The sequence below is a fragment of the Methylobacillus flagellatus KT genome (genome assembly GCF_000013705.1).
Taxonomy (GTDB): domain Bacteria; phylum Pseudomonadota; class Gammaproteobacteria; order Burkholderiales; family Methylophilaceae; genus Methylobacillus; species Methylobacillus flagellatus.
In genome coordinates this window covers 1603271-1622706 of sequence record NC_007947.1, presented here as the reverse complement: position 1 = coordinate 1622706, position 19436 = coordinate 1603271, and the positions used below count along the sequence as shown (strand labels likewise).

At 54.4% G+C, this 19436-nt stretch carries 21 protein-coding genes and 1 pseudogene; 17 read left to right on the top strand and 5 right to left on the bottom strand.

All coding sequences use genetic code 11. The features are described 5' to 3' along the window. Window positions 1–3 precede the first annotated feature (3 nt). Window positions 4–1140, top strand: coding sequence for a lipid-A-disaccharide synthase (lpxB, locus tag MFLA_RS07775; protein ID WP_011479739.1), 1137 nt, complete (start codon window positions 4–6; stop codon window positions 1138–1140). Continuing rightward, window positions 1137–1718 (top strand): ribonuclease HII, encoded by a 582-nt coding sequence (gene rnhB / locus MFLA_RS07770; RefSeq protein ID WP_011479738.1) that lies wholly within the window; start codon window positions 1137–1139, stop codon window positions 1716–1718. Before lpxB ends, rnhB begins: the two co-directional genes overlap by 4 nt. Window positions 1719–1757: 39 nt before the next feature. On the opposite strand, the gene MFLA_RS07765 is transcribed toward rnhB, so the two are convergent. From MFLA_RS07765 to MFLA_RS07745, 5 genes are all read right to left on the bottom strand, one after another. Next, window positions 1758–2468 (bottom strand): SAM-dependent methyltransferase, encoded by a 711-nt coding sequence (locus tag MFLA_RS07765; RefSeq protein ID WP_011479737.1) that lies wholly within the window; start codon window positions 2466–2468, stop codon window positions 1758–1760. Next, a complete protein-coding gene (locus MFLA_RS07760) occupies window positions 2465–3859 on the bottom strand; it encodes a DUF4139 domain-containing protein (protein WP_048811915.1) in 1395 nt (464 codons plus the stop codon). Before MFLA_RS07760 ends, MFLA_RS07765 begins: the two co-directional genes overlap by 4 nt. Window positions 3860–3921: 62 nt before the next feature. Beyond that, window positions 3922–4500, bottom strand: coding sequence for a Maf family protein (locus MFLA_RS07755; protein WP_011479735.1), 579 nt, complete (start codon window positions 4498–4500; stop codon window positions 3922–3924). 109 nt (window positions 4501–4609) lie between these two features. Continuing rightward, complete coding sequence (gene oadA / locus MFLA_RS07750) at window positions 4610–6463, bottom strand: sodium-extruding oxaloacetate decarboxylase subunit alpha (protein WP_011479734.1); 1854 nt, start codon at window positions 6461–6463, stop codon at window positions 4610–4612. A 38-nt stretch (window positions 6464–6501) separates the two neighbouring features. After that, window positions 6502–7920 (bottom strand): acetyl-CoA carboxylase biotin carboxylase subunit, encoded by a 1419-nt coding sequence (locus MFLA_RS07745; protein WP_011479733.1) that lies wholly within the window; start codon window positions 7918–7920, stop codon window positions 6502–6504. A gap of 25 nt (window positions 7921–7945) precedes the next feature. Here MFLA_RS07745 and MFLA_RS07740 point away from each other — a divergent pair, with 25 nt between their 5' ends. From MFLA_RS07740 to MFLA_RS07670, 15 genes and pseudogenes are all read left to right on the top strand, one after another. Beyond that, window positions 7946–8518: a YceD family protein gene (locus tag MFLA_RS07740; protein ID WP_229407029.1), complete on the top strand. Its 573-nt coding sequence runs from the start codon at window positions 7946–7948 to the stop codon at window positions 8516–8518. A gap of 19 nt (window positions 8519–8537) precedes the next feature. Continuing rightward, window positions 8538–8717 carry a 50S ribosomal protein L32 gene (gene rpmF, locus MFLA_RS07735; protein WP_011479731.1) on the top strand — a complete coding sequence of 60 codons (180 nt, stop codon included), beginning with the start codon at window positions 8538–8540 and terminating at the stop codon, window positions 8715–8717. A gap of 73 nt (window positions 8718–8790) precedes the next feature. Next, window positions 8791–9834, top strand: a complete 1044-nt coding sequence (plsX, locus tag MFLA_RS07730) for a phosphate acyltransferase PlsX (RefSeq protein ID WP_011479730.1) — start codon at window positions 8791–8793, stop codon at window positions 9832–9834. A 10-nt stretch (window positions 9835–9844) separates the two neighbouring features. Then, complete coding sequence (locus MFLA_RS07725; RefSeq protein ID WP_011479729.1) at window positions 9845–10801, top strand: beta-ketoacyl-ACP synthase III; 957 nt, start codon at window positions 9845–9847, stop codon at window positions 10799–10801. Between the two features lie 50 nt (window positions 10802–10851). After that, window positions 10852–11781 carry an ACP S-malonyltransferase gene (fabD, locus tag MFLA_RS07720; RefSeq protein ID WP_011479728.1) on the top strand — a complete coding sequence of 310 codons (930 nt, stop codon included), beginning with the start codon at window positions 10852–10854 and terminating at the stop codon, window positions 11779–11781. A 28-nt stretch (window positions 11782–11809) separates the two neighbouring features. Next, window positions 11810–12544, top strand: coding sequence for a 3-oxoacyl-ACP reductase FabG (fabG, locus tag MFLA_RS07715; protein WP_011479727.1), 735 nt, complete (start codon window positions 11810–11812; stop codon window positions 12542–12544). Between the two features lie 115 nt (window positions 12545–12659). Continuing rightward, a complete protein-coding gene (acpP, locus tag MFLA_RS07710; RefSeq protein WP_011479726.1) occupies window positions 12660–12896 on the top strand; it encodes an acyl carrier protein in 237 nt (78 codons plus the stop codon). Window positions 12897–12936: 40 nt separating this feature from the next. After that, entirely contained in the window at window positions 12937–14169 is a 1233-nt protein-coding gene (gene fabF, locus MFLA_RS07705) for a beta-ketoacyl-ACP synthase II (RefSeq protein WP_011479725.1), read from the top strand. Between the two features lie 320 nt (window positions 14170–14489). Continuing rightward, window positions 14490–15305, top strand: coding sequence for an aminodeoxychorismate lyase (gene pabC / locus MFLA_RS07700; protein WP_011479724.1), 816 nt, complete (start codon window positions 14490–14492; stop codon window positions 15303–15305). Between the two features lies 1 nt (window position 15306). After that, window positions 15307–16311 (top strand): endolytic transglycosylase MltG, encoded by a 1005-nt coding sequence (gene mltG, locus MFLA_RS07695; RefSeq protein ID WP_011479723.1) that lies wholly within the window; start codon window positions 15307–15309, stop codon window positions 16309–16311. After that, window positions 16301–16912, top strand: coding sequence for a dTMP kinase (gene tmk, locus MFLA_RS07690; protein ID WP_011479722.1), 612 nt, complete (start codon window positions 16301–16303; stop codon window positions 16910–16912). The genes mltG and tmk overlap by 11 nt, the downstream gene beginning before the upstream one ends. Then, window positions 16909–17913, top strand: a complete 1005-nt coding sequence (gene holB / locus MFLA_RS07685) for a DNA polymerase III subunit delta' (protein ID WP_011479721.1) — start codon at window positions 16909–16911, stop codon at window positions 17911–17913. The genes tmk and holB overlap by 4 nt, the downstream gene beginning before the upstream one ends. A gap of 10 nt (window positions 17914–17923) precedes the next feature. Continuing rightward, window positions 17924–18295: a PilZ domain-containing protein gene (locus MFLA_RS07680; protein ID WP_011479720.1), complete on the top strand. Its 372-nt coding sequence runs from the start codon at window positions 17924–17926 to the stop codon at window positions 18293–18295. A gap of 48 nt (window positions 18296–18343) precedes the next feature. Then, a complete protein-coding gene (locus MFLA_RS07675) occupies window positions 18344–19120 on the top strand; it encodes a TatD family hydrolase (RefSeq protein ID WP_011479719.1) in 777 nt (258 codons plus the stop codon). After that, window positions 19111–19410, top strand: a pseudogene (locus MFLA_RS07670) (MBL fold metallo-hydrolase); the annotation flags it as partial. The gene MFLA_RS07675 and the pseudogene MFLA_RS07670, both read left to right, overlap by 10 nt. Between the last annotated feature and the right edge of the window lie 26 nt (window positions 19411–19436).

The window sequence follows — 19436 nt, the reverse complement described above, 5'->3', positions numbered from 1 at the left end:
GTCATGCCGACCATTGGGATTGTGGCCGGAGAGGCTTCTGGCGACTTATTGGGAAGCCATTTGATCAGGGCGCTGAAAAAACAGCGCCCTGATCTCAAATTCGTCGGCATTGCCGGACCCAAGATGATCGCTGAGGGCGCGGAAACCCTGTTCCCCATGGAGCGGCTTTCCGTCAGGGGATACGTCGAGGTGCTGCGTCATTTGCCCGGCTTGCTCAAGATTCGCAAGGAGGTAGCGCAATACTTTCTCGATCATCGTCCTGACGTATTTATCGGGATTGATGCGCCGGACTTCAACTTCACGCTGGAACGCAAGCTCAAGCATCAGGGCATTCCCACCGTACATTATGTCAGTCCCTCAATCTGGGCATGGCGGCGTGGCAAGATCAAGAAAATCCAGCAGGCAGTATCCCATATGCTGGCGCTATTCCCATTCGAGCCGGAAATCTACCGCCAGGCAGGGGTTGCCGTTTCGTATGTTGGTCATCCGCTGGCGGACATGTTGCCCATGGAGCCAGACATGGAGGGTGCGCGTGAGGAGCTCAAACTGCCGCAGGACAGCCTGGTCGTCGCTATGCTGCCCGGCAGCCGCCAGAGCGAGGTGCAGCAATTGGCGGACCTCTATATCAAGACCGCCAAGCTCATCTTGTCCGAACGGCCAGATGCGCGCTTTCTGGTGCCATTGATCACCCGTGAGACGCGCGCTATCTTCGAGCGCGCCTTATACGCCAATGAAGGTTATGACTTGCCCGTGAGCATCATGTTCGGTCATGCGCACCAGGCAATGGAGGCTGCAAATGCCGTGATCGTGGCCTCCGGCACCGCCACCCTGGAGGCTGCCTTGATCAAGCGCCCCATGATCATTACCTACCGCATGCCCAACTTGAGCTGGCAGATATTGAAGCGAATGAAGTACCTGCCTTATGTCGGCTTGCCGAACGTATTGGCTGGGCGGTTTATCGTGCCGGAATTGCTGCAGCATGATGCCGTGCCTGACAAGTTGGCGGCGACCTTGCTGCAAATGCTCAGCGACAAATCCCAGATCGCCGACATACAAACGGAGTTTCGTCGCATGCATGAGCTGCTGCGGCAGAATACCGAGGAAAAGGCGGCACGGGCAGTGCTGTCTTTCATCAAATGAGCAATGAACGTGTGTTGATCTGTGGCGTCGATGAGGCTGGACGTGGTCCGCTGGCTGGAGCTGTGTATGCTGCTGCCGTGATCCTGGATCCGCAGCACCCAATTCCGGGATTGGCTGATTCCAAGACGCTCAGCGAGAAGAAGCGCGATATGCTGGCCATCGAGATCAAGCAACATGCCCTGGCCTGGACGATTGCCTCGTGCAGCGCCGAAGAAATCGACGAGATCAATATCCTGCAGGCAAGCCTGCTGGCGATGAAGCGCGCAATCGATCAATTGACGATCATGCCTACGCAGGTGCTGGTCGACGGCTTGCATTGCCCCGGGATTGCGATTCCTGCACAAGGCATCGTCAAGGGAGACAGCAAGGTGCAGGAGATTGCAGCTGCCTCCATTCTGGCAAAGACGGCGCGCGACCATGAAATGGTGGAAATGCATGCGCGATATCCGCAGTATGATTTCGCCAAGCATAAAGGTTATCCGACAGCCCACCATCTTAGGCTGCTCGCCGAGCACGGTGCTTGCGAGATCCACAGGCGCAGCTACGCGCCTGTCAAGAAAGTGTTAGGACTGGTCTAGGCATTAATGCTGTGCCTGGAAAGAGTTAGTCCCGGCCTTTCATGCAAGCAGCAGGAACACCGTTGGCTGCTTGTGCAATTCCGGTAATTCCGACTTCTTCCAATCCTTGATGGACTTGCTGACGATCAACTCGGTTGGCAGGCTGATATTGCGCGCAATGCACAATCTGGTCTCCGCAGCGCAATGAGTGAGCATGTCTTCCAACAGGTGCTGGTTGCGGTAGGGAGTCTCGATGAAGATCTGCGTTTCCTGCTGTTGCCTTGATTGACGCTCGATATCCTTGATCCTCTGGATCCTGGCTTGCTTGTCGCTGGGCAAGTAGCCGAGGAAGGCGAAACGCTGCCCGTTCAATCCCGACCCCATTAATGACAGCAGGATGGAAGAAGGGCCGACTAGCGGCGCGACGCGAATATTTTTTCGATGAGCCATTGCTGCCAGGCGCGCGCCAGGGTCGGCAATCCCGGGGCAGCCCGCCTCGGACATCAGTCCCACATCCTGCCCGGCGAGCAATGGTGCCAGCAAGGCAGGTAGCTCGGCATCCGTCGTATGCTCGTTAAGCGTTAGCAATGTCAGCTCCCGGACGGGCTTGGCCGGCTTGACCAGGCCGAGAAAGCGCCGTGCGGATTTCTCGTTCTCGACAATAAAGGTTTCCAGACCTTGGGCCAGTTGAATAACCTCTTGTGGCAAAGCTTGATGGATATTGTCCGTGCCCAGCGTCACCGGGAGCATATATAGCGTACCTGTGGTCAATGCTTCACCTGTACGCGGTAGGTGAGCGTGGCGCTGCCTTCCGCCGGGACATTGATATTCCATGTGGCTGTGTTGCTGCTGGTTTTTGTGCTGGGATGGCTTTGCGCAAGCAGGCTCCAATCGCCGGGAATCGGCTCAACGACCTTGACGGTGACAGCCTGGTCCTTGGCATTCTTGATTACGATTTCGTAAGCGCTCTCGAACTGGCTGCTGCCCTTGGCAGGGCTGGGTAGTTTCTTGAAGTCCGTCTGTTTCTTGTTGGCGGTCACGTCGAAGGCTTCCCCGAGCTTGAGACGCACGGTTTCGTTCTTGGCCGTATGGTCGATACTATCCTCGCCGACAAATTGGGCGTTGCCTTGACTGTCTTTCTTGTATACCCGCATGATGCCCTTGGGTATGGGTTTGCCGAGTTTTGCGCTTTCCTTGTTATCAAACTCGACGAAAACGCCCACTTTCAGTTTCTGGCCCAGGTCTCCCTGACTGGACTGGTAGTAGTAGGGAGAGCCTCTCAATACCAGCTCCTTGCGCACAGGCACTGACTGGGCGCTGAGCAAAGCCACCTGCTTGGTCTGGTTTTCAGCCAGGGTAGTGGGGCGTTCGAGTGTATAAAGGTGATATTCGAGCAACGCCTCCTGGGCCATGGCAGGCGCCGCATCTGCCACCATCATCTCGCTCTTGTGCATCAATGCCATCGGCGGGGGTGGCGGGGCGACCCGGTTGATGTTGCCGGCGACCAATTGCAACTTGGCATCCCGATATGTGGTGCCGCTGGTATTGGACAGTGTGACCCAGCCGGATAGATCAAGGCGGTCTTCTGCGGCATTCAGCTCGGCGACATAGTCGGCCTGCCAGCTCAAGCCGTGGGTAAGGTAGCTCAACTCGATGTTCTGTGGGCCTGATTGCCTGGTGGTGACTTGGGTCACCAAGGTCGGGCGGTCTCGCAGGTTTTCCGGCACGTCAGGATACACGATGCGGCCAGGGACCCCGGTTTCTATTCTGTTGCCCATCTTGAGCACTGTTCCGTTATTGACAGCCAGTACATAGGCTTGCTCTACGGTTTCAGCACCCGTGGCTGGGTTGGTACGAATCACCTGTACCATCTGGCCGATATATTTCTCCAACAGTTTCTCCGGGCTGAGCAGGTCGTAGTCGAAGTTCTGTTCCAATGTTTGCAATTGCCCGCTCAGGCTGCGTAATAAGGCAGTCTCAGGCCGGATCTGTGCACTGACGTCGCGCAAGGCCAAGGCATTGAGGCCCGATTGCAGGTTGACCTTGCGCTGGTCTTTCACCAGGGCGAGGTCGCCGTTGTAAATCGTCACGGCGATGCTTTGCTGGTCATGTAGAGTACTGCGGATTTCATCCGGGCCTGCAACAGCGTGGAATGCGACCATCAGGCTCGCGGCAATCATTGTGCGTTTCAAGATCAATGGAATCTCCTTAGAGGAAACTATGTTTAGATGACATCGACACCCTGGCTGGCCAGCATGTCGATGAGGCGTATCAATGGCAGCCCGATCAGCGCATTGGGGTCGTCGCCCTGCATGGCAGCGATGATGGCGATGCCCAGTCCTTCTGACTTTGCGCTACCGGCGCATTGATATGGTTGTTCTTTTTGCAAGTAACTCTCGATCTGCCGGTCGCTCAGGTCGCGGAATTTCACCGTATACGGCACGACATCGGCCTGCATTTCCTGCGTGAGTGCATTGTAGACACATAGGGCGCTGTGAAAAACCACGCTGCGCCCGCGCATTAAGGTCAATTGTCTCACTGCATTGTCATGCGTTAAGGGCTTGCCGAGCTGTAGGCCATCCAGGGTTGCCACCTGATCGCAGCCAATGATCAATGCATTGGGAAATGTCTCTGCCACTTTCCTGGCCTTGGCTTGGGCAAGACGCAGAGCGGTATGTTCCGGGGCTTCCCCGAGCTGTGGCGACTCATCTATATTGGGAGATTGCACGCTGAAGGGCAACTGCAGGCGAGCGAGCAATTCGCGCCGGTAAGGGGAGGAGGAAGCAAGGATCAGGGGTGGCATACAAGGTTGAGCGGTCAAAACTTCATTGTGGCACGGTGTTGCTGATGAGGCAAAAATAGCAATAAAAAAGCCGGCCTGGGCCGGCTTTGAGTAGAAAGTTCAATGACTCTCAGTCTGGCTGGATTTCCAGCAAGGCTTCATCTGGCGTGACGCTATCGCCCTTCTTGACGTTAATTGCCACGACGACGCCGCTCTTGGAAGCCTGGATTTCGTTTTCCATTTTCATGGCTTCGATCACGAGAACGGCGTCCCCGGCACTTACCTTGTCGCCCACGTTGACCTTGACGTCTACAATAGTGCCAGGCATGGCAGTAGTGACGCAGCCGGCATGGGTCGGGCGGGGGCGACCGCTGCTGGCAGCGCTGCTTGCCTTCCTTTTTGCTTCGCCGCTGCTTTGACCGCCACCGGACACCTCGATTTCATTGAGGATTTCCACGACAACTTCTTCTGTTACTCCATCCACCGAAACATAGAATGGACGCTGCTCTTCGCCATGGTGGCCGCTGCCGGTCAACTTGATATGGAAAGTCTCACCATGCAATGTGACATTGAATTCAGTAGGCGCGAAGCGTGAATGGGACTCTCTGGAGGTGACCGCCTCCTTGTCCAGCAATGGTTCAGGCTTGAGCGAGCCGGCATTGCGCTCTTGCAGGAAAGTTTTGGCAAGGTCTGGGAACATGGCGTAGGTGAGCACGTCTTCCTCGCTCTTGGCCAAGCCTTCCACTTCATTGCGCAGTTTTTCCATTTCTGCAGTCAAGAGGTCGGCAGGGCGGCATTCGATGACTTGTGCATTACCGACGGCCAGGTTGCGCACATCCGGGTTGACTGTGGATGGTGCCTTGCCGTAATGACCTAGCAGATAGTTCTTCACTTCGTTGGTCACCGACTTATAGCGCGCACCTGTCATGACGTTCAGCACTGCTTGGGTGCCGACGATCTGCGAAGTAGGGGTAACCAGCGGAGGGTAGCCGAGGTCTTCGCGTACGCGCGGGATTTCGTCCAGTACTGCGTCCATACGGTCCAGCGCGCCTTGTTCTTTCAGTTGGTTAGACAGGTTGGAAATCATGCCGCCAGGCACCTGGTTGACCAGCACTCGGGTATCGACGCCGGTGAATTCGCTTTCAAACTGCCAGTACTTCTTGCGCACTTCCCGGAAATAAGCCGAGATTTCCTGCAGCAGGCCAATATCGAGACCTGTATCGTACTCGGTGCCCTTGAGCGCGGCGACAATGCTTTCGGTGGCTGGCAGGCTGGCGCCTTCGGCAAATGAGGAGATGCAGCCGTCGACGATGGCAACACCGTTGTCGACCGCGCGCTGAATTGACATGCTGGCCAAGCCGGAAGTGGCGTGGGCATGCAGGTGTATAGGCAAGCTGACAGCCTCGCGCAAAGCCTTGACGAGATCGCCCGTGACCTGGGGGGTGAGCAGGCTGGCCATGTCCTTGATGGCAATGGTGTCGCAACCGAAACTTTCCAGCTCCTTCGCCAGGTTGACGAAATAGGGGATGTCATGCACGGGACTTGTGGTGTAGCTGATGGTGCCTTCCGCATGCTTGCCAACTGCCTTGACCGACTCGATGGACACCTTGAGATTGCGCAGGTCGTTCATGGCATCAAAAATACGAAACACATCGATACCGTTATCAGCGGACTTCTGCACGAAGGCGCGGACCACATCATCCGAATAGTGGCGGTAGCCCAATAGGTTCTGACCGCGCAGCAGCATCTGGAGACGTGAATTGGGCAATGCTTTGCGTAGTTTTTTCAGGCGTTCCCAGGGGTCTTCACGCAGGTAGCGCACACAGGCGTCAAATGTTGCGCCGCCCCAGGCTTCCAGAGACCAATAGCCGACTGCATCGAGTTTGGAACAGATGGGCAGCATGTCGTCGGTACGCATGCGGGTCGCGATCAGCGATTGGTGACCATCACGTAGAACTACATCGGTTACATGTACTTTTGCCATAATCTTTATCTACCACTTCAAGGTGTTAATTGTAAGCCTTAGATACCCTCGTGGGCAGCTATTGCGGCTGAAATCGCCGCGGCAACCAGCTCCCGTGGGAACTGGGTTGCATAGTTGGCAAGTTCGGGATGGGACTCGACAAAGCTGGTATTGAATATAGCATTGCGGAAGTCCGGGTGCTTGAGGATTTCCTGATAATAAGGAATCGTTGTCTTGACGCCATACACCACAGTGTCATTGAGCGCACGACGACCGCGCTCTACGACGCTTTCCCAGTTTAATGCCCAAACGGTAAGCTTGGCGCACATGGAGTCGTAGTAGGGCGGTATCACGTAACCGCTGTACATGGCGGCATCCATGCGGATGCCGGGGCCTCCGGGGGCGTAGTAGCGGGTAATCTTGCCGAAGCTCGGCAGGAAGTCGTTCTTGGGATCCTCGGCGTTGATGCGGAACTCCATGGCAAAGCCACGGTATTGCACTTCCGACTGTTTGTATTGCAGGCGCTGACCGTCGGCGACGCGGATCTGCTCCTGCACGATATCAATGCCGGTGATCTGTTCGGTCACGGTATGTTCCACTTGCAAGCGGGTGTTCATTTCCATGAAATAGAAATTGTTGTCCGAGTCCAGCAGAAACTCGACTGTACCTGCGTTCTTGTAGCCTACAGCCTTGGCTGCCTTGACGGCCAGGTTGCCGATATACTCGCGCTGTGCCTTGCTCAGCTGGGGCGAGGGCGCAATCTCGATCAGCTTCTGGTTGCGGCGCTGGATCGAACAGTCGCGCTCGAACAGGTGAATGACGTTGCCATGGCTGTCGGCCAGCACTTGTACCTCTATATGGCGCGGATTGACCACACATTTTTCAAGGAATACCTCGGGCTTGCCGAATGCCTTGCTGGCTTCCGAAATCACGCGGTCGTAATTGCTCAGTAGCTCTTTTTCATCATTACAGCGACGAATACCGCGACCGCCTCCACCGTTGGTGGCTTTGAGCATAACCGGATAACCAATTTTGGCGGCGAGCTTGCGCGCTTCTTCCAGATTTTCCAAGTTACCCTCGCTGCCGGGCACGCATGGGATGCCGGCCTTGATCATGGCAGTGCGTGCCTGAATCTTGTCCCCCATTTGACGGATGACCTTGGCATCCGGGCCAATGAACTTGATACCGCGTCGTGCGCAAATCTCAGCGAGCTCGGGATTTTCGGAAAGAAAACCATATCCGGGATGGAGTGCGTCGCATCCGGATGCAACGGCAAGGTTGACGATATTATGTGCGTTAAGATAGCCCAGTACTGGATCAGATCCAATATTGTAGGCCTCGTCCGCTTTTTTGACATGCAATGCGTGGCGGTCAGCGTCAGAATATATTGCAACAGACTTGATGCCCATTTCGGAGCATGCCCGTACGATACGCACGGCTATTTCGCCACGATTGGCAATGAGAATTTTTTTGATCACGTAGTAAACCTAAACCTGAAAAATAGTGCTGATTTTTGACAGGGAAACCTGCAAATTATATCATGCGCGGCTTATGAATGCACAAGCAATCCATATGCCTGTTATCAATAGTCTCGACTTCTCGAGAAAAGCACAAGAGTTTCATGATATAATCCCGCTCTTGCGATTTTCTCGCCTGGGTGAGTATCTGGCTGATGCCAACGGTTCACTGGATATTACCCTGAGTGGCGTGGTTGGCAAGTCGGGCGAGCCCGGGCTCCGCCTGGCGGTGCAGGGGGCACTCAACCTGACTTGTCAGCGCTGTCTGGATTCATTTGAATATCTGCTGGATGTGACTGCGGATTTTGTGCTCGTCACCAGTGAAGATGCGATTCCATCGCCAGATTCGGATGAGTATGACGATGAGGTTGATTACTTGGTGGCGGAAACGCAGATGCCGGTGATGGACCTGGTAGAAGACGAGATATTGCTGGCTTTGCCATTGGCGCCCAAGCATGCTGAGAAGGATTGCTTGGCCTCGAGCAAGGTCGAATTGGAAAAACCGAGTCCTTTTGCCGCGTTGAAGGATTTTAAGGTTGGCGGAAGCCAAAACGATTAGTTTAATTTAGGAGCAAATTATGGCCGTTCAACAAAATAAAAAGTCACCATCCAAGCGTGGTATGCACCGTTCCCACGATTTCCTGACCAATCCGCCCCTGGCAGTTGAGCCAACGAGTGGAGAAATTCATCTGCGCCACCATGTCAGCCCCAATGGCTACTATCGTGGTCGCAAGGTATTGCCAGCAAAGGGTGAGTAATTTCCCTGATTTTGCACGTGTATGCGCCAGCCTTTATGGCTGGCGCTTTTGTATTTAACCTCCGATTGTGAGCATGGATATAACTGTTGCTATCGACGCGATGGGAGGCGATCATGGCCCTCATGTCACCATTCCCGCAGCGCTCAATGCTATCAGGCAGGATAGCCAATTAAATATCATTCTTGTTGGAGTGAAGGATGTCATCGAGGCCGAACTGTCTGCCAATAAGGCTACGGTAGGCCCGCGTCTCAGGATTCATCATGCTACTGAAGTGGTGGCGATGGATGAGTCCCCTCAAAGCGCACTCAAGAATAAAAAAGATTCCTCGATGCGCGTGGCCATCAACCTTGTCAAAAGCGGCGAGGCGACAGCATGCGTCAGCGCAGGTAACACCGGGGCCTTGATGGCGACGGCGCGTTTCGTCCTCAAAACATTGCCGGGCATAGACAGGCCCGCGATTGCAGGCATACTGCCAACCCAAAAGGGCAGGGTCTACATGCTGGATCTTGGTGCCAACGCCGATTGCACGCCTGAGCATCTACTGCAATTCGCCATCATGGGTGCTATGCTGGTTTCTTGTGTTGAACACAAGGAAAGGCCGAGTGTAGGTCTCCTCAATATCGGCTCCGAAGACATCAAGGGCAATGAAGTGGTAAAGCAGGCGGGCGAATTGCTGCGGGCAAGCCGTCTCAACTTCTATGGCAATATTGAAGGTAACGATATCTATAAGGGCACCACGGATGTCGTGGTCTGCGACGGCTTTGTCGGCAATGTTGCGCTCAAGACCTCGGAAGGCTTGGCCCAGATGGTCAATCGTTTCCTGGTGCAGGAGTTCAAGCGCAGCTGGATGACCAAGTTGATGGCGCTGATATCCATGCCAGTGCTGAAGGCTTTCAAACGCAGGCTAGACCCGCGTCGTTATAACGGCGCCACTTTCCTAGGTTTGCGGGGCGTTGTGGTGAAAAGCCATGGCGGCGCTGATAGCCTAGCCTTCCAGTATGCCATTCAGGCGGCGGCAGAGGAGTCGCGTAATGGCGTCCTGAACCGCATTACCGAGCAACTCGAAATCGAACATCTCAAGCCACAGCCTGCTGCGCAGGGTGTCGAGAATATTTGAAAGAGGGCATATGACCATCTATTCGCGCATCTTGGGAACGGGCAGCTACTTGCCTGAGAAAATACTGACCAATGCTGACCTGGAGCGCATGGTTGACACAACGGATGAGTGGATTTATGCCCGCACTGGCATCCGCCAGCGCCATATTGCTGCAGAGAACCAGTTTACCAGTGACCTGGCTTTTCATGCCGCACAGCGTGCATTGGAAGCCGCGGGTGTCGAAGTTGACGCCATAGACCTGATTATTGTTGCCACTACGACGCCTGATCACGTATTCCCAAGTACGGCCTGCCTGTTGCAGCATAAACTGGGTAATCGTGGTGCGCCTGCATTCGATGTGCAGGCGGTATGCAGCGGCTTCATTTATGCGGTTGCCACTGCCGACAGCTTTATACGGAGTGGTGCAGCACGCACGGCGCTTGTGGTGGGCGCCGAAACCATGTCCAGGATCACTGACTGGACTGACCGTAGCAACTGTATCCTTTGGGGAGATGGTGCCGGCGCGGTAGTGATGGGGGCCAGTGACCAGCCCGGAATCATTTCCACTCACCTCCATGCCGATGGCAGCTATACGCAATTGCTTAATGTGCCAAGCGGTGTTTCGAATCCGGGGGCGGAGCGGACCATCCATATGGAAGGCAACGCCGTGTTCAAGATTGCCGTGAATACATTGGATGCCATTGTCGATGAAACCCTGGCGGCTAACGGCATGCAAAAATCGGACATCGATTGGCTGGTTCCGCACCAGGCCAATATCCGCATTTTGCAATCGACCGCACGCAAGCTCGGTATGGACATGGCCCGAGTGGTTGTGACCGTGGATAAGCACGGCAATACTTCAGCTGCATCTGTACCCCTGGCCCTGGATGTTGCCGTACGTGATGGTCGCATCAAGCATGGTGAAACGGTCTTGATGGAAGCCTTTGGTGGCGGCTTCACCTGGGGCTCCATACTCCTCAAGTTTTAAGCAACAAGCTATTCATTCGATCCATTTCTTACGACCTAAAAGGCCGCTTCATGAAATTTGCATTTTTCTTTCCGGGGCAAGGTTCACAATCCGTTGGCATGATGCAGGGGTTTGGCGATCTTGCTGTGATTAAGGATACATTCGTCGAGGCTTCCGATGTGCTTGGCGTCGATTTTTGGCGCATGGCAACAGAGCCTAACGATGCGCTCAATCAGACTGCCAATACGCAGCCACTGATGCTGGCTGCCGGCGTTGCGACATGGCGCGCGTGGCAATCCCAAGGTGGGCCCTTGCCAACCGTGCTAGCTGGCCATAGCCTGGGTGAATACACTGCGTTGGTTGCGGCCGGCATCGTGTCCTATGAGGCTGCATTGCCTTTGGTGCGTTTCCGGGCCGACGTCATGCAGCGCGCCGTGGCAGAAGGTGTGGGTGCCATGGCGGCCGTGCTTGGGTTGGGCGATGATGCTGTTCGCGCAGCCTGTATCGAGGCCGCGCAAGGAGAGGTGCTGGAAGCAGTCAATCTGAACTCCCCGGGTCAGGTCGTGATCGCGGGGCACAAGGCTGCGGTTGAGCGTGGTATTGAGGCTGCCAAGGCGAAAGGCGCCAAACGCGCCTTGCTGCTGCCGGTCAGCGTACCGTCCCATTGTGCCCTCATGAAGCCTGCGGCAGACGAGCTGGCCGAGTATCTCAAGGATGTGGATTTCGCATCCGCCCAAATCCCGGTACTGCATAATGCAGATGTGGCTGCGTATGACGATGCGACCAAGGTCAAGGATGCTCTGGTGCGCCAGTTGTACAGCCCTGTGCGTTGGGTAGAGACAGTTCAAGCTGTGCATGCCACCGGAGTGACGGCCAGTGCGGAGTGCGGCCCTGGCAAAGTATTGGCCGGGCTGGTCAAGCGTACGGTCGCCGAGCTGCCATGCATCGCATTGGTCAATCAAGAAGCCCTGGCAGAAGCCATGGCGCAATTCAATCAATAAGTATTTAAGTATTAAAGAGGAGGCCGTCATGTTGGAAGGACAAGTTGCCCTAGTCACCGGCGCCAGCCGTGGGATTGGCGCCGCCATTGCGCAGGAGCTGGCAAAACAGGGCGCCAAGGTAGTCGGCACCGCGACCAGCGAGTCCGGCGCTGCCAATATTACGCAGTCGTTGAGCGCCCACGGCGGCATCGGATTAGCGCTTGATGTCAACGACGCCGGGCAGGTCGAGGCTGTATTGAAGAATATTGCCGGCCAGTTTGGCGATGTCACCATCCTGGTGAATAATGCGGGCATCACGCGCGATACCTTGTTGATGCGTATGAAAGACGAGGATTGGGATGCCGTGATCGCGACCAACCTGACATCCGTCTACCGGATGTCGCAAGCGGTGCTGCGCCCGATGATGAAGGCAAGAAGTGGCCGTATCATCAATATCTCTTCGGTGGTAGGCCATATGGGCAACCCCGGCCAGGCCAACTATGCTGCGGCCAAGGCCGGCATGGCAGGATTCACACGCTCGCTGGCGGCAGAGGTCGGCAGCCGTGGTATTACAGTTAACTGTGTAGCGCCCGGCTTCATCGATACCGATATGACGCGGGAACTGCCTGATAATGTCCGCGAGGAATTATTGAAGCGCGTGCCGGCAGGGCGCTTTGGCGATGTAAAGGATATTGCGGCAGCTGTTGCCTTTCTGGCGTCACCAGCAGCTGGCTACATTACTGGGGAAACCCTGCATGTGAATGGTGGCATGTACATGGCGTAATGCCTTACATGATGGCCTATGCCCGCTAGTCATTCTGTTTTTTGAATTCCTCGGGACTTTTGATAGAATAGCCCGAGCTTTTTTAAGCGACTTAAACTTGAAAGGAATAATTTAGATGTCTGACATCGAACAACGCGTTAAAAAGATCGTTTCCGAGCAACTTGGTGCAAACGAGGCTGACGTCAAGAACGAATCCTCCTTTGTTGACGATCTGGGTGCTGATTCTCTCGACACCGTAGAATTAGTGATGGCGCTGGAAGAAGAATTCGACTGCGAAATTCCTGACGAAGAAGCCGAAAAAATCACAACAGTTCAGCAAGCGATTGATTACGTCAACGCAAACCTGAAATAATTTTTTCTTTTCCATTTCTGACTTTTTTCTTGGGGTCGTCTTGTCCAAGCGTAGGGTAGTTGTAACTGGCCTAGGCGTTGTGTCACCAGTCGGTATCGGTGTACAAACCTCCTGGGCCAATCTTGTGGCCGGTCAATCCGGTATCACCAATATCACTAAATTCGATGCCAGCCCATTTTCCTCGCAAGTTGCGGGTGAAGTGAAGGATTTCGATGTTTCCCAATACCTTCCAGCCAAGGAGGCCCGTCGCATGGATACATTTATCCAGTATGGCATGGCGGCTGCAATCGAGGCAGTGAAGGATGCGGGCATTGAAGTGACTGAAGAGAATGCCGAACGCATTGGGGTTTCCATCGGTTCTGGCATTGGCGGCCTGCAGTTGATCGAGGATACGGACGAGATTTATCACGAGTCCGGTCCTCGAAAGATTTCGCCGTTTTTCATTCCTGGCACCATCATCAACATGATTTCGGGCAACCTTTCTATCATGTATGGATTCAAGGGGCCTAATGTCGCTATCGTGACTGCCTGCACTACCGGTACGCACTCGATAGGCGATGCAGCGCGTATGATCGAATATGGCGATGCCGATATCATGGTGGCGGGTGGTGCGGAAGCGCCGATTACCAAACTCGGTGTGGGTGGCTTTGCTGCCTCGCGCGCTTTGTCGACCCGTAACGATGATCCTGCCACAGCAAGCCGTCCCTGGGATGCTGATCGCGATGGTTTCGTAATCGGCGAAGGGGCTGGTGTCCTTGTGCTGGAGGAATATGAGTCGGCCAAGAAGCGTGGTGCCAAGATCTATGCAGAGCTGGTCGGGTACGGCATGAGTGCCGATGCGTACCATATGACTGCTCCCAGCATGGATGGTCCTCGCCGCTCCGTGGCCAATGCATTGAAAAACGCTGGCCTCAATCCCGACCAGATTCAGTTCGTGAATGCACATGGCACTTCCACGCCGCTAGGCGATGTGAATGAAACCAATGCGATCAAGGCTGCATTTGGCGACCACGCCAAGAACCTGGTGGTGAATTCCACGAAGTCGATGACGGGGCATTTATTAGGCGGCGCCGGCGGATTGGAGTCAGTATTTACCGTACTCTCCATCTATCATCAAATTTCTCCGCCAACCATTAACATCTTCAATCAGGATCCCGAATGCGATCTGGATTATTGCGCCAATGAAGCCAGGGATTTGAAGATAGATGCAGCGGTGAAAAATAATTTCGGATTTGGTGGTACTAACGGCAGTCTGGTTTTCCGCAAGATTTAATTTCTCACGGCAAAAAACTTAAAGGCCCGTGCACTCTCATGGAGAGTCGCGGGCCTTTATGCACAGAGTTGTGGCATATGACAATAAGATGTAGGCTTTACCGCTTGTTTATATGGACATTTTTATAAGTTTTTGATTTTTAAAAATAAAATTATTTGCCTAAAAACTGGGCGATCCAGAAAAACTGTAATGGTAACGGCAGCTTAGCAATAGTTTCCAAAGTCCATCCACAAAATTATCCACAGCTTTTGTGGAGAGAAATTCTTTCTAAGCTGGTGCATATGCTTTAGCATGGGCGGCTGTTGATTCCATACACCCTGATGAGCAAAATTACCTTTCTGATTAACGGCATCGCGGATGCAATGGTTTCCCCACTGGATCGCGGCCTGCACTATGGCGATGGCGTATTTCGTACCATTCGTGTGATCAATGGGCAGCCGGTCGCGTGGGACGAGCACTATGCCAAACTGGCTGACGACAGTGGGCGCCTCAAGCTACCCTGTCCTGATGCAGTCGTTTGGCGGGCAGATTTGGCTCAACTATTTTCCGACCAGGGTAATGGCGTTGCCAAGCTTATCTTGACGCGCGGCATTGCCGAACGTGGATATGCCGTGACCGATCATATCCAGATCACCCGTATCGCTATCCGCAGCCCACTACCTCTCTATCCTGTGCAGAATGCCACTGTGGGTATTCGTGCCCGCTTATGCAATACCAGACTGTCCCACCAACCTCTGCTGGCTGGTATCAAACACCTCAATCGCCTGGAAAATGTCCTCGCAAGGCAGGAATGGGACGATCCCACTATCAGCGAAGGCGTCATGCTGGATCAGGATGGTTTGGTGGTTGAGGGGGTAATGAGCAATATTCTGGTGCGCTCAGGTACAATGCTGATGACGCCCAGCTTGGAACGTTGTGGTGTCGCGGGCATTACCCGCCAACGTATTCTGTCCATGGCGCCTGCCCTTGGTTTGACGCCTTCCATCACATCGCTGACATTGGCTGACTTAATGGATGCGGATGAGGTCCTGATGTGCAACAGTCTGTATGGCGCCTGGCAGGTTGTGAATTTCAATGGTCGATCCTGGTTGCCAGGACAGTTGGCCAGCAAGTTGCAGCTAGTTTTGCAGGAATAGCATGCGCATATTGAAAATATTGTTCGTTTTAGTGACATTTTCGGTCATCACCTTTGCTGCATGGATGGCTTACTTTGTGACCACGCCCTTGCAGTTCCCTACGGAGACGGTCGAATTGGATTTGCGCATGGGCAGCAGCCTGCGCACTATTTCCGATCAATTGGTAGCCCAAGGCGTGCTCAAGGAACCATGGAGCTTCATTCTATTGGTTAGGGCCATGAAGATGGCTGGTGGCATCAAGGCTGGTAACTATTTACTGGAGTCTGGCCAGACACCCTACGAGCTGTTCATTACCCTAAGCAATGGTAATGTGACTCAGGACAGCATTACTTTCATCGAAGGGTGGACGTTTGCGCAAATGCGCCAAGCATTGAATCAGCATGAATCCGTGCGCCATCTCACCATGGCTTATACCGACGAAGAAATCATGCGCAATATCGGTGCAACTGAGACCGTACCCGAAGGGATGTTCTTTCCGGACACTTATTTCTTCAGCAAGGGCATGAGCGATCAGGATATTCTCAAACGGGCCTATGCTGCGATGCAAAATCGCCTCAAGGCGGCGTGGGAGCAGCGTGCACCAGGGCTACCCTACAATTCGCCTTATGAAGCATTGATCATGGCCTCGATCGTGGAGAAAGAAACAGGAAAGGCAAGTGAGAGGCCCATTATCGCCGGTGTCTTTCTCAATCGCCTGCGTATAGGCATGCGCCTGCAGACCGACCCCACGGTGATCTATGGCATGGGGGAAGCATTCGACGGCAACCTGCGCAAGCGTGACCTTCAGCGCGATACGCCTTTCAACACCTATACGCGGGCCGGCCTGCCTCCCACGCCCATTGCCATGCCGGGTATGGCGGCCATTAATGCGGCGCTGCACCCAGCCAAGACCGATGCTCTGTATTTCGTTGGCAAGGGAGACGGTAGTCACCAATTCTCCCGCACGCTTAGCGAGCACAACCGAGCGGTCGTACGGTATCAACTGAAAGGCGGCAATGCGCGGTAGATTCATCACGCTGGAAGGCATGGATGGCGCAGGCAAGAGCTCTCATATAGAGAGCATTGTGTCGGTGCTGGAAGGGCGGGGATTGGAAGTAGTGTCCACACGCGAGCCTGGAGGTACCCCATTGGGGGAAAAGCTGCGCGAATTGTTACTGCATGAGCGTATGCATGTGGAGACCGAAACGCTGCTGATGTTCGCGGCGAGGCGTGAGCATATTGCCGAAGTGATAGAACCGGCATTGGCGCGCGGTGCCTGGGTGGTGTCCGATCGATTCACCGATGCCTCTTTTGCCTACCAATGCGGCGGGCGCGGGGTGCCGTGTGAAAAGGTAGAGGCACTGGAGGCATGGGTGCATCCGGATCTGCAGCCAGACCTGACCTTGTTATTCGATGTGCCGGTAGAAATCAGCGTTGCGCGCCTGGCAGCAGCCAGAACACCAGACAAGTTCGAGCGAGAAAGTGCAGAGTTTTTTCGTCGTATCCGCAATGGCTATCTTGCAAGGGCTGAGGCTCAGCCGCAGCGCTTCCGGTTGATTGATGGCAATCGCCCGATGGACACAGTCAGAAAAGAAGTGCTTGATATCATGCGGGAGTTCAAAGCATGACGCTGCTGCGCTATCCCTGGCATGCCAGCGCATGGCAACGGTTGCAGCGTTCGAGTGAACGTAGGCATCACGCCTTGCTACTGAAGGGCAAGCAGGGCATTGGCAAGCTGGCGTTCGCCAGTACATTGGCAAACGCCATGTTATGCCAGTCGCCATCCGCCGATGGGTATGCCTGTGGTCACTGTATCAGCTGCGGGTGGTTTGTGCAGAACAGCCACCCTGATTATCGCTTGTTGAGCCCAGAGCAGGAAGATATTCCCGAGACTCCGGCGGCAAGCAAAAAGCCAGTCCGCAAGAGCACGCAAATTTCTGTGACCCAGATACGCGAACTCGCCGGCTTCCTCGAGCTTTCCAGCCACCAGAGCCATGGGATGCGTGTCGTCGTGATCCATCCGGCCGATGCCTTGAACCAGACTTCGGCCAATGCCCTGCTGAAAATGCTGGAAGAGCCCCCGGCAGATGTCATGTTTATCCTCGTGACCAGCCATCCCCAAAGCTTATTGCCTACGATCATGAGTCGTTGCCAGCAGTTGGAAATGCCTGTCCCTTCGGAGCAGGAAGCGCTGGCATGGCTGGAGCAGCAAGGCATTGGCGAAGCCCGGTACTGGCTAGCATACAGCGGGGGCTCGCCTCTCAGCGCCGCGGAGGCCGCTGTCAATAATGCTCAGGTGCAGCTTGTTCCCGCCCGACTTGCCCAGGGCAGAAAACTTGACCCATTCAGCGCAGCGGGTGAGTTTGCCTCGATTGGCATGGAGGCAGCGGCGACGGCATTCCAGAAGTGGCTGTATGATCTTGTGGCCGTTACCCTGAATACGGCAGCACGTTACCATCTGCGGGATATCGCCGCTTTGCAATCATTGGGCAAAAAGGTAGACTTGAGCGCGTTACTGGCGTTTCAGCGCCAGCTTGATGAGGTGAAGCGTTCGGCCAGTCATCCTCTGAACAACGAACTGCAACTTGAGCATTTGCTATTGCAATACAGCAAGCTGTTTTCCGAATAGGGAGCGCAAGGTGAGCGAACAAGAAAGCGCAGGCAAGCAGGCAGCGCACAAGCCCAGCGTATTGTCACTTGCCATCAAGGAAAAGGCTGCCTTGTATGCGGCATATATGCCGTTTATCCAAGGCGGCGGATTATTCATTCCTACCAACAAGCCATTTAACATCGGCGACGAGGTTTTTATGTTGCTAAGCCTGCTGGATAACCCCGACAAGTTCAAAGTGGCCGGGAGGGTAGTGTGGATCAGTCCAGCAGCGCATGGTAATCGACCGCAAGGGATTGGAGTGCAGCTGAGTGAAAAGGACGGTGGCTTGCAGGTACGCAACCAGATCGAGGGTTTGTTGGGTAACGCACTAAAATCGCAGCGCCCAACGCATACCATGTAATGTTTTGCTTTAACATTAACTCCTAATACTTTGATTTAAATTTTATTTATGTTGGTTGATTCTCACTGCCACCTGAACTTTCCCGAGCTGCGCCAAAATCTTCAAACATTGCGTGAGGCTATGCAGCGAGAGCGGGTAGGGCATGCATTATGCATTTCGGTGACGTTGCCAGACTTTCCCGAGGTGCTGGCCGTGGCGGAAGCCTATGAGAATTTCTATGCCTCGGTAGGGGTGCATCCGGATTACGAGGATGAGCCAGCATTCTCAGAGGATCAGTTGGTGAGTTTGGCTGCCCATCCTAAAGTCGTGGCTATCGGCGAAACAGGTCTGGATTATTTCCGACTTACCGGCGACCTCGAGTGGCAGCGCGAGCGCTTTCGTACTCATATCCGGGCGGCCATTCGGGCACGGAAGCCGTTGGTGATTCATACGCGTAATGCAGCTGAGGACACGCTGCGCATCATGCGGGAGGAGCATGCAGAGCAGGTTGGTGGCGTGATGCACTGCTTCACTGAAAGTCTGCAAGTCGCATTGGCGGCAATGGATCTCGGTTTCTACATTTCTTTCTCAGGCATCGTCACATTCAAGAATGCCTTGGCATTGAAGGAAGTGGCCAGGGTATTGCCGCTGGACCGCATCCTGGTTGAAACAGATTCCCCATACCTTGCTCCTGTACCGTTTCGCGGTAAGGTCAACCAACCTGCCTATGTGCGTTATGTCGCTGAGGAGCTTGCCAAGCTGCGTGGCATCAGTTATCAAGAGGTTGAGCTGGCCACAACGGCAAACTTCTTCCGCTTGTTCAAGGATGCGCGTCCATGCGCCTGACCATGCTGGGCGTGGGCTCCAGTGCCGGGACCCCGGTGATCGGGTGTCAGTGCGCCACTTGCGTGTCAGATAATCCCAAAAATAAGCGTAGCCGTTGCTCTTCATTAATTACCTTAAGCAATGGTAAAAATATCCTGATCGATACTGGACCAGATATCCGCCTGCAGGCGTTGCGCGAAGGCATCTCACATATAGATGCCGTACTCTATACCCATACCCATGCAGATCATCTGCACGGCATTGATGATTTGCGCGCCTTTTGCCAGAAGCAACGCCAGCAGATCCCCTTATAGGGGTCGTCTCAGAAAACGGAAAA

Coding starts and splice junctions, on each gene's coding strand:
- lpxB (WP_011479739.1), top strand. CDS start 4: ATGCCGACCATTGGGATTGTGGCCGGAGAGGCTTCTGGCGACTTATTG.
- rnhB (WP_011479738.1), top strand. CDS start 1,137: ATGAGCAATGAACGTGTGTTGATCTGTGGCGTCGATGAGGCTGGACGT.
- MFLA_RS07760 (WP_048811915.1), bottom strand. CDS start 3,859: ATGGTCGCATTCCACGCTGTTGCAGGCCCGGATGAAATCCGCAGTACT.
- MFLA_RS07755 (WP_011479735.1), bottom strand. CDS start 4,500: ATGCCACCCCTGATCCTTGCTTCCTCCTCCCCTTACCGGCGCGAATTG.
- oadA (WP_011479734.1), bottom strand. CDS start 6,463: ATGGCAAAAGTACATGTAACCGATGTAGTTCTACGTGATGGTCACCAA.
- rpmF (WP_011479731.1), top strand. CDS start 8,538: ATGGCCGTTCAACAAAATAAAAAGTCACCATCCAAGCGTGGTATGCAC.
- plsX (WP_011479730.1), top strand. CDS start 8,791: ATGGATATAACTGTTGCTATCGACGCGATGGGAGGCGATCATGGCCCT.
- MFLA_RS07725 (WP_011479729.1), top strand. CDS start 9,845: ATGACCATCTATTCGCGCATCTTGGGAACGGGCAGCTACTTGCCTGAG.
- fabD (WP_011479728.1), top strand. CDS start 10,852: ATGAAATTTGCATTTTTCTTTCCGGGGCAAGGTTCACAATCCGTTGGC.
- fabG (WP_011479727.1), top strand. CDS start 11,810: ATGTTGGAAGGACAAGTTGCCCTAGTCACCGGCGCCAGCCGTGGGATT.
- acpP (WP_011479726.1), top strand. CDS start 12,660: ATGTCTGACATCGAACAACGCGTTAAAAAGATCGTTTCCGAGCAACTT.
- pabC (WP_011479724.1), top strand. CDS start 14,490: ATGAGCAAAATTACCTTTCTGATTAACGGCATCGCGGATGCAATGGTT.
- mltG (WP_011479723.1), top strand. CDS start 15,307: ATGCGCATATTGAAAATATTGTTCGTTTTAGTGACATTTTCGGTCATC.
- tmk (WP_011479722.1), top strand. CDS start 16,301: ATGCGCGGTAGATTCATCACGCTGGAAGGCATGGATGGCGCAGGCAAG.
- holB (WP_011479721.1), top strand. CDS start 16,909: ATGACGCTGCTGCGCTATCCCTGGCATGCCAGCGCATGGCAACGGTTG.
- MFLA_RS07675 (WP_011479719.1), top strand. CDS start 18,344: ATGTTGGTTGATTCTCACTGCCACCTGAACTTTCCCGAGCTGCGCCAA.